General features: G+C 66.4%; 8 protein-coding genes. 6 read left to right on the top strand and 2 right to left on the bottom strand.

Annotated features, from left to right (window positions below):
• Positions 1–770, bottom strand: a 770-nt coding sequence (locus CA982_RS25960; RefSeq protein WP_086537930.1) for an SDR family oxidoreductase, incomplete at its 3' end; no start/stop codon positions are given.
• Between the two features lie 189 nt (positions 771–959).
• Between CA982_RS25960 and CA982_RS25955 the strand changes: the two genes are divergently transcribed.
• The 6 genes from CA982_RS25955 (at position 960) to CA982_RS25930 (ending at position 7,244) form a co-directional block, all read left to right on the top strand.
• Positions 960–1,883 carry an AurF N-oxygenase family protein gene (locus tag CA982_RS25955; protein WP_086537929.1) on the top strand — a complete coding sequence of 308 codons (924 nt, stop codon included), beginning with the start codon at positions 960–962 and terminating at the stop codon, positions 1,881–1,883.
• On the top strand, positions 1,883–3,511 hold the full coding sequence (locus CA982_RS25950; RefSeq protein WP_086537928.1) for an FAD-dependent oxidoreductase: 1,629 nt from the start codon (positions 1,883–1,885) through the stop codon (positions 3,509–3,511). Before CA982_RS25955 ends, CA982_RS25950 begins: the two co-directional genes overlap by 1 nt.
• 82 nt (positions 3,512–3,593) lie before the next feature.
• Entirely contained in the window at positions 3,594–3,947 is a 354-nt protein-coding gene (locus CA982_RS25945; RefSeq protein ID WP_086537932.1) for a DUF2834 domain-containing protein, read from the top strand.
• A 107-nt stretch (positions 3,948–4,054) separates the two neighbouring features.
• Entirely contained in the window at positions 4,055–4,402 is a 348-nt protein-coding gene (locus tag CA982_RS25940) for a molybdopterin oxidoreductase (RefSeq protein ID WP_086537931.1), read from the top strand.
• Positions 4,402–6,912 (top strand): nitrite reductase large subunit NirB, encoded by a 2,511-nt coding sequence (nirB, locus tag CA982_RS25935; RefSeq protein ID WP_086537927.1) that lies wholly within the window; start codon positions 4,402–4,404, stop codon positions 6,910–6,912. The genes CA982_RS25940 and nirB overlap by 1 nt, the downstream gene beginning before the upstream one ends.
• The gene (locus CA982_RS25930; protein ID WP_086537926.1) at positions 6,909–7,244 is read left to right on the top strand and encodes a Rieske (2Fe-2S) protein; all 336 of its coding nucleotides are present in this window, start codon (positions 6,909–6,911) and stop codon (positions 7,242–7,244) included. The genes nirB and CA982_RS25930 overlap by 4 nt, the downstream gene beginning before the upstream one ends.
• Positions 7,245–7,436: 192 nt before the next feature.
• Here the strand turns inward: CA982_RS25930 and CA982_RS25925 are convergent, their stop codons facing one another.
• Entirely contained in the window at positions 7,437–7,745 is a 309-nt protein-coding gene (locus tag CA982_RS25925) for a GIY-YIG nuclease family protein (RefSeq protein ID WP_086537925.1), read from the bottom strand.
• Between the last annotated feature and the right edge of the window lie 230 nt (positions 7,746–7,975).

The following is a 7,975-nucleotide window of genomic DNA, read 5'->3' as shown; positions in this document are numbered from 1 at the left end:
TACTGGGCGATGTACTTGTTGACGGTCCGGTTGAGGAAGTTCGGGATGAACTTGGCGGCGTTCTGCAGGACGAGGGTCTGCGTGCCGACGGAGTAGCTGGTGCGATGCAGCAGCTTGTCCTGGCGGGTCGGGTGCACCGACTCCCAGATCTTGTCGGCCACCTGGTCGGGGGTGATGCGGATGCCGAGGGTCTTGGTCGACTTCGCGCCGCCGGTCGCGAGGGCGGTCTTGGCCCAGAGCGGCCAGATGCTGACGACACGGATGTCGTCGTGCTCCCACTCCAACTCGAGCGCTTCGGTGAGGCCGGCGACGAAGAACTTGGTCGCCGAGTAGACCGCGATGCCGGGCTGGCCGTAGATTGCCGACGCCGATCCGATGTTCACCAGATGCGCGCCCGGTGTCTTCTTCAGGTACGGGTAGGCGGCCTGGGCGCCGAGCGCGACGCCGAGGGCGTCGATGTCGATCTGGCGCTTGATCTGGTCCGGCGAGATGTGGTCGATCTGGCCCTCGTGCAGGATGCCGGCGTTGTTGTCGAGGACGTCGAGGGTGCCGCCGGTGTGCGAGGTGAACTCGGCGAGCGCCTCGGCCCACTGCTCCGGCTCGCGGACGTCGATGGTGCCGGTGATGAAGTCGGGGTGGTCTGCCTTCACCTTCGCCAGTGCGTCGACGTCGACGTCATAGACCCCGACGGTCCACCCTTCGCGGCCGAAACGCTCCGCGGTGGCGAGGCCGATCCCGGCGGCGCCGCCGGTGATGAAGATGGAAGGCATGCGAACTCCTAGTCGGTGAACAGAACAGTTGGACGGCGATGACCTGCGACGATCGTGTTCGGTGTCAAACTTACCGGTGAGTATATTCGCCGATTCGTTTACTCGGTCACACGGCGGTGCTATCTTGACAACACGCATTGTCATTACATCGATCATTGTCACGATCGACGACCGGGAAGCGAGTGCTCCATGACCGCCGCGATGGAACGATCCGAGAACGTCATCAGTCTGCGTGACCAGGGGACCGAAGAGGTCTCGGCACGGTTGCTGGCGTCGGCCGCCCGGTTGTCACGCAACGCGATGACCGAGATCGACTGGTCCAAGCCGATGGACCCCACCAAGTACGGGTGCAGCCCGGAGTGGTCCTCGCTCTACGGAACCGCGTATTGGGACGAGCTCACCGAGGAGCAGCGCATCTCGGTGACCCGCCATGAGTTCGCGTCGATCATGAACATCGGTATCTGGTTCGAGATGATCCTGCAGGAGATGGTCATCCGCGATCAGTACCTCGGCGACTACCACGGGTCGGAGTTCCAGTTCGCGCTCACCGAGGTCGCCGACGAGTGCCGGCACTCGCTGATGTTCGCGAAGGCGTCGGAGAAGATGGTCGGCGCCTCCTACCACCCGTCGAAGAAGGTCTCGCGCCTCGGCAAGATCTTCATGCAGACCGCGAAGAACGAGGTCGCCTACGCCGGCATCCTGGTCGCCGAAGAGGTCCTGGACGTCTTCCAGCGCGGCTGCATGCGCGACGACCGCGTGCTCGACTTCATCCGTACCGTGAACGAGATCCATGTCCTCGAAGAGTCGCGCCACATGAAGTTCGCGCGCGAAGAGGTGCGGGACTCCCTGGAGGGCGTCAGCTGGGCGCGCCGCCAGTTCAGTGCGTTCGCGGTCGCCGTCGGCGCCTACTTCATCGTGACGAGTCTGGTGCAGCCCAAGGCCTTTGCCGACGCCGGGCTCGACGTCGACCGCGCGGTCCGGGAGATGCGCAGCAATTCGCACTTCCACTCGATGATCCGCAGCAGCTGCGCCCACCTCATGGAATTCCTCGACGAGGTCGGACTGCTGACCAAGCCGGCCATGCGGTTCTACCGGAAAGCGCACATGCTCTGATGTTCGTCATCACCCAATCGTGTTGTAGCGACGCGGCATGCGTCGCCGTGTGCCCGGTCAACTGCATCCATCCGACGCCGGAGGAGCGGGGCTTCGGCAGCTCGGACATCCTCCACATCGACCCGGAGGCGTGTATCGACTGCGGCGCCTGCGCCGACGCCTGCCCCGTCGATGCGATCTACCCCGCCGACAAGCTCGGCACCCGCGACAAGGTGTTCATCGACATCAATGCGGACTTCTACAAGAACAACCCGGATGTCCGGTCGGGCTGGGCGCCCATCGGCGAGGACTCCGAGTCGACGGTCACCTATCCGGACGTGCCGAAACTGCCTGCGGGACTTCGCGTCGCGCTGGTCGGTACCGGTCCCTCCGGTGGTTACGCCCTGCGCACCCTGCTCGATCGGACCGAGGCTCGGGTCACGGTGATCGACAAGCTGCCCACCCCCGGCGGGCTCGTGCGTGCCGGCGTCGCCCCGGACCATCCCGGCACCAAGGGCGTGCTCCGCGGATTCGACCTGCTCTACCGCGACCCCCGGGTCACGATGCTGACCAACGTGACCATCGGTGACGGTCCCGACCAGATCACGCCCGCGGAACTGGCCGAGCACTTCGACGCCGTGTTCTACGCCGTCGGCGCGAGCGAGTCACGCCGACTGGGCATCCCGGGTGAGGACCTGCCGGGTTCGACGTCGGCCACGGACCTCGTGGCCTGGTACAACGGGGTCCCCGGCGTCGATGCCGGGCCCCCGCTGCGTCGCGGGACCGCCGACGACCCGGCGATGGGCCGTGCGGTCGTCGTCGGAACGGGCAACGTGGCTCTCGACGTCGCGCGGATCCTGGTGTCGCCGCCGGAACTGTTGGCCACCACCGACATCGCCGACCGTGCGCTGGATCTGCTCGCCGAGCAGAACGTGCACGAAGTGGTGCTGCTGGGCCGTCGGGATCAGGCCTCGGCGGCCTATACCGCGGCCGAATACCGCGCGCTGTCGGAGATCCCGGGCGTCGAGGTGGAGGTCATCGACGACGCCGACGGCACCGCGACTGCCGGCCTCTCGAGGTTCCGTGCCCCGGCCGACCCGAATCGCCGCCGGATCGTGTTCCTCTTCCACAGCAGCCCCGAAGAGATCACCGGTGATTCGCAGGTCGAGTCCGTCACCGTCCGTACCGGCGAAGGACGTCACCACATCGCGACCGATCTCGTGGTGCGTTCGATCGGCTACCGCTCCACCCCGATCCCCGGACTCACCTTCGACGATGCGCGTGGAGTCTTCAGCAATGTCGACGGCCGCCTCGTCGACGAGACGGGCGCCATCATCCCGGGTGGCTACGTGCTCGGCTGGGCCAAACGCGGACCCAGCGGTGGGATCGGCGCCAACAAGATGTGTGCGACGCGAACCGTCGAGGACTTTCTCGCCGACGCCGCGGCGGGACGGATCCGACGCACCGAACGTGAACCCGGTGCCTTCGGAGCCCTGGTGCGCAAGCGCGTCGCGACGGTGATCGGCTATCGCGGGATGCGCGCCATCGACCGCCGCGAACGGCGTCGCGGACTCGAGCAGGGGCGGCCGCGGGTGAAGTTCACCCAGGTCGCCGAGATGGTCGGCGCCGCGGGGTGGCGCCGGACCTGAGGCCCATGGCCGCCGCGGAATCCGACCGCGGCGGCGCTGGACCGTGGCACGATCGGAGTTCCGGCATGTCGAGGGAGGCGCGATGACGACCACCGATACCGACCAGAAGTGGCGCGAGCGATCGTTGTTCGTGGTCTTCGTGACTGCGCTGGTGTCCCAGAACGCCATCGCGATTCCCTACGTCCGGCGCAATGGCCCCGAGTCGGTGAAGGACTTCTTCGTCGGCGACATCCTGACGACGACGCCGGGCCGGTTCGCGATGGTGGACCTCACCTTCGTCGTCATCGGGTTCCATGTGTGGGCCTTCGCCGAAGCCCGCCGGCTCCGCATCCTGCCGTGGTGGGCCGCTTCGGTGGTGCTGACCTTCGGGGTGGGTATCGCCACCGCGATCCCGTTCTTCTTCCTCGCCCGGGAGCGCGCGCTCGGCTCTCGGTAGTCCCGTCGCCGGCGCTCTCCTCGACGCGCGGGCCCGGTGAGAACCAGACAACGTCGCCGTAACACCGAGGCAAGTCGCATTTCATGCGCCTCGCGGATAGTGGCGACATGTCGAGCACTCCACATTTTCTGCAGGGTGTCCATGCCTTCACCGGCTCGGGTCTGTCCAAGCCGGGGCCGATCGACGCGTCGTTGACCTTCGTCGTACCGTCGGGAATGACGGCTCAGCCGTTGTACTTTCGCGGCGGAAACAGTTCCGGCGAACTCATCTGTGTGACCCTCGTGCGCGACGGCACCCCGATGCGGATGTTCCCCATGGGGGCCAAGTCGTCGGTCAACGTGCCGTTGCGGGTCGTCGAGGACGTGGAGCCCGACAGCACATTGGAACTCCTGCTCTCTGCCCCGGAGGGGGCCAGCGGCGAGGTCGTCGTCGACTTCGGGATGGTCGTCTTCTGATGGGGGACGAGAGCGCGACGCCCGGCCGGGAGTCGGTCCGCAGGCTGGTGGTGGTCGGCAACGGTATGGCCGGCGCGCGCACCGTGGAGGAGATCATCTCCCGGGGAGGCCGGGATCAGTTCGACATCACCATGATCGGCGATGAGCCATACGGCAACTACAACCGGATCATGCTGAGCCATGTACTGGCCGGCGAGGCCACGGTCGACGACGACGATCTGATGCTCAACCCGATGGCGTGGTACCGGGAGAACGACGTCACGCTCCACTCCGGTGATCGCGCCGAGTCGATCGACCGGTTCGCCAAGACGGTGACCTGCGCGAGCGGACGGATCATCGGATTCGACGTGCTGATCGTCGCGACCGGGTCGCACACGTTCTTCCCGAACATGGATGGACTGCGCGAGTCCGACGGCCGCCTCGCGCGCGGGGTGTTCGGATTCCGCACCATCGAGGACACCAACGGAATGCTCCAGATGGCTGCGTCGCGTGACGACGTGCGCGCGGTGGTGATCGGCGGTGGTCTGCTGGGACTCGAAGCCGCCTATGGTCTTCGGACGCAGGGGCTGGCCGTCGACGTCGTGCACTCGCCCGGGCATCTGATGAACCAGCAACTCGACGAGCGCGGCGGCAAGGTGTTGCGCAACCAGATCGAAGCGCTCGGGGTCGGTGTCCACACCGGAAAGCGGACGACGGCCGTGCTCCGCAACGACGACGGGACCGTCGCCGGCGTCGGTTTCACCGACGGGGATTCGCTGCCCGCCGACATGATCGTCGTGACCGCCGGCATCCGCCCCAACGTCGAGATCGCCCGCGGCGCGGGCCTGGTCGTCGAACGGGGAATCGTCGTCGACGACCAGATGCGCTGCGAGGACGAGGCGTTCATCTACGCGGTCGGCGAATGCGCGCAGCACCGCAGCGAGGTGTACGGTCTGGTCGCGCCGCTGTGGGAGCAGGCCGTGGTGCTCGCCGACGTGCTCACGGGCGCGAATCCCGCTGCGGAATACCATGGTTCGCGCTTGACCACCAAACTCAAGGTCGCCGGCGTCGACGTCGCGGCCATGGGCGTCAAGGGCCCCGAACGCGAGGACGACGAGTTCGTCCAGTTCTACGAACCGCGCAGCGGTGTCTACAAGAGTGTGGTGGTCCGCGACAACAAGCTCATCGGAGCGATGCTGCTGGGGGACATCTCGAAGGTCAACTTCCTCTCCCAGGCGTTCGATGACAAGGTCCCGCTGCCGGACGAGCGCATCTCGATGCTGTTCGACCTCGGCACTCCCAGCGCCGAGACCGGGGCGGCCGAACTCGCCGACGACGTGCAGGTGTGCAACTGCAACGGGGTCACCAAGGGTGACATCGTGGCCTGCGTCGCGTCGGGGTGCACGAGTGTGGGGGATGTGTGTGCGAAGACCCGCGCCGGCAAGGGGTGCGGGTCCTGTAAGGGGCTCGTCGCCGACATCGTCGAACTGGCCGCGGGCGACGCACTCACCGCCGACGCTTCGGCCGACTGGTACGTCCCGGCGATCCCGCTGACGAAACCCGAACTCATCGCCGCCATCCGACGGCAGAACCTACGGTCGGTCACCGAGGTGTTCGACAAACTCGCACCCGACGGTGAGGACGCGACCGCCAAGATGCCGCTCGCGTCGCTGTTGCGGATCATCTGGGGTTCGGACTGGAAGCGCGAACCCGGTGCGCTGTTCGTCAACGACCGGGTGCACGCCAACATCCAGCGCGACGGCACGTTCTCGGTGGTGCCCCAGATGAAGGGCGGGGTGACCTCGCCCGATCAGTTGCGCAAGATCGCCGACGTCGCCGAGAAGTACTCGATCCCCATGATCAAGGCGACCGGTGGACAACGACTGGACCTGCTCGGTGTGAAGAAGGAAGACCTCCCGAAGGTCTGGGAAGATCTCGGCATGCCGTCCGGGTACGCCTACGGCAAGAGCTTCCGGACCGTGAAAACCTGTGTCGGAACGGACTACTGCCGGTTCGGACTCGGCGATTCGACGCAACTCGGCATCGACATCGAGACCCGCTATCAGGGGCTGGAGTCGCCGGCGAAGCTCAAGCTCGCGGTGACCGGATGCCCGCGCAACTGTGCCGAGGCGTTGTGCAAGGACTTCGGCGTGGTCGCGATCGGTGACGGCAAGTGGGAGATCTATGTCGGTGGAGCGGCCGGCGCGCACATCCGCAAGGGCGACCTCCTGGCGACGGTGGAGTCCGCCGCGGAGGTGATCCGGTTGTGCGGCATCTTCATCCAGTACTACCGCGAACAGGGCAAGTGGCTGGAGCGGACCTACGCATTCGTCCCGCGCATCGGCATCGAGGAACTCCGCGCGATCATCGTCGACGACCGTGACGGACTGGTCGCCGGGTTGCAGGAGGGGATCGACGCCGCAGTCGAGGCCTATGTCGATCCCTGGCTCGATCGCGCCGAACCGAAATCGCCCGCACAGTTCACGTCGGCCCTGCCGTTGCTTCCGCTGCCTCAGGTGCCGGTCCGATGACCAGTGTGTCGGTGGGCGCAGGCGTCGTCGTCGGCCCCGTGGCGGGCCTGCAGATCGGTGAGAGTCGGGCCTATGCGGTGCACGACAGGCAGATCGCGGTGTTCCGGCTGACCGACGGGAGCCTCCGAGCCACGGATGCCGTCTGTCCTCACCGCGGGGGGCCGCTCGCCGACGGCCAGTTCGACCTCGCCAAGGTCGTCTGTCCGTTGCACCAGTTCGCCTTCGGCCTGGCCGACGGTCGATGCACCTCGGACGGCGTCGGTTCCGTCGGCGTTCACCGCGTCGAGGACCGAGACGGCGAGATCGTGCTCTGGGTGGATAGCGCTCCCTGAGGAGGCCCGGAGCGTGCGGAGGGCCGTCACGGAGGGTCGTGGTGAGTGTGTCGGCCCCTGACGAATCAGCTTTGCACGTTCCGATCCCTGAGGAGCGAGCTTGCGAGCGTCACGAAGGGTCGTGGTGAGTGTGCCGGCCCCTGACGAATGAGCTTCGCACGTTCAGATCCCTGAGGAGCGAGCTTGCGAGCGTCACGAAGGGTCGTGGCGACGGTGCACCGAGATGCTGCCCCGGGCGCGGCTCGAGAGCTGGCGCAGAAGTTCGACGTCGCCGTCGATCAGGGCGCGCTTCTTCGCACGCGACCACCCGTGTATTCGACGCTCGATGGCGTATGCGTCCTGCAATTCGAGTTCGGCCGCCCACATGAGCTTCACCGGACGTCGTCGGGATGTGAACCCGACTTGCGCGGAGCTGTGCTGTTGCATTCGGTTGTCGAGATCGCGCGTGCTACCGACGTAGAACAAGCTGTCGGCGCACTCGAGTAGATAGACCCATGCCATCCGCCCATATTCAGGGCTCAAGTGAACCGATGACGGCGTGTGTTCAGTGCTGTGCATGGACGAATCGTTGCGTTGACGCTTGTACACACCGCGGGGGTGTCGGTTCGAATCCAGCGGTTGCGAGGACCCTTCGTGACGGCCCTCCGCAAGCTCCGGGCCTCCTCAGGGGGCGGTGGGGGCTAGACCCTTCGTGACGGCCCTCCGCAAGCTCCGGGCCTCCTCAGGGGGCG

It is taken from the genome of Gordonia lacunae (genome assembly GCF_002149015.1).
GTDB lineage: Bacteria > Actinomycetota > Actinomycetes > Mycobacteriales > Mycobacteriaceae > Gordonia > Gordonia lacunae.
This window is presented reverse-complemented; position numbering and strand designations above follow the sequence as displayed.

Excerpts from the sequence above, each read along its gene's own strand:
- CA982_RS25945 (WP_086537932.1), top strand. The coding sequence starts at position 3,594 with ATGACGACCACCGATACCGACCAGAAGTGGCGCGAGCGATCGTTGTTC.
- CA982_RS25950 (WP_086537928.1), top strand. The coding sequence starts at position 1,883 with ATGTTCGTCATCACCCAATCGTGTTGTAGCGACGCGGCATGCGTCGCC.
- CA982_RS25955 (WP_086537929.1), top strand. The coding sequence starts at position 960 with ATGACCGCCGCGATGGAACGATCCGAGAACGTCATCAGTCTGCGTGAC.
- nirB (WP_086537927.1), top strand. The coding sequence starts at position 4,402 with ATGGGGGACGAGAGCGCGACGCCCGGCCGGGAGTCGGTCCGCAGGCTG.
- CA982_RS25925 (WP_086537925.1), bottom strand. The coding sequence starts at position 7,745 with ATGGCATGGGTCTATCTACTCGAGTGCGCCGACAGCTTGTTCTACGTC.
- CA982_RS25940 (WP_086537931.1), top strand. The coding sequence starts at position 4,055 with ATGTCGAGCACTCCACATTTTCTGCAGGGTGTCCATGCCTTCACCGGC.
- CA982_RS25930 (WP_086537926.1), top strand. The coding sequence starts at position 6,909 with ATGACCAGTGTGTCGGTGGGCGCAGGCGTCGTCGTCGGCCCCGTGGCG.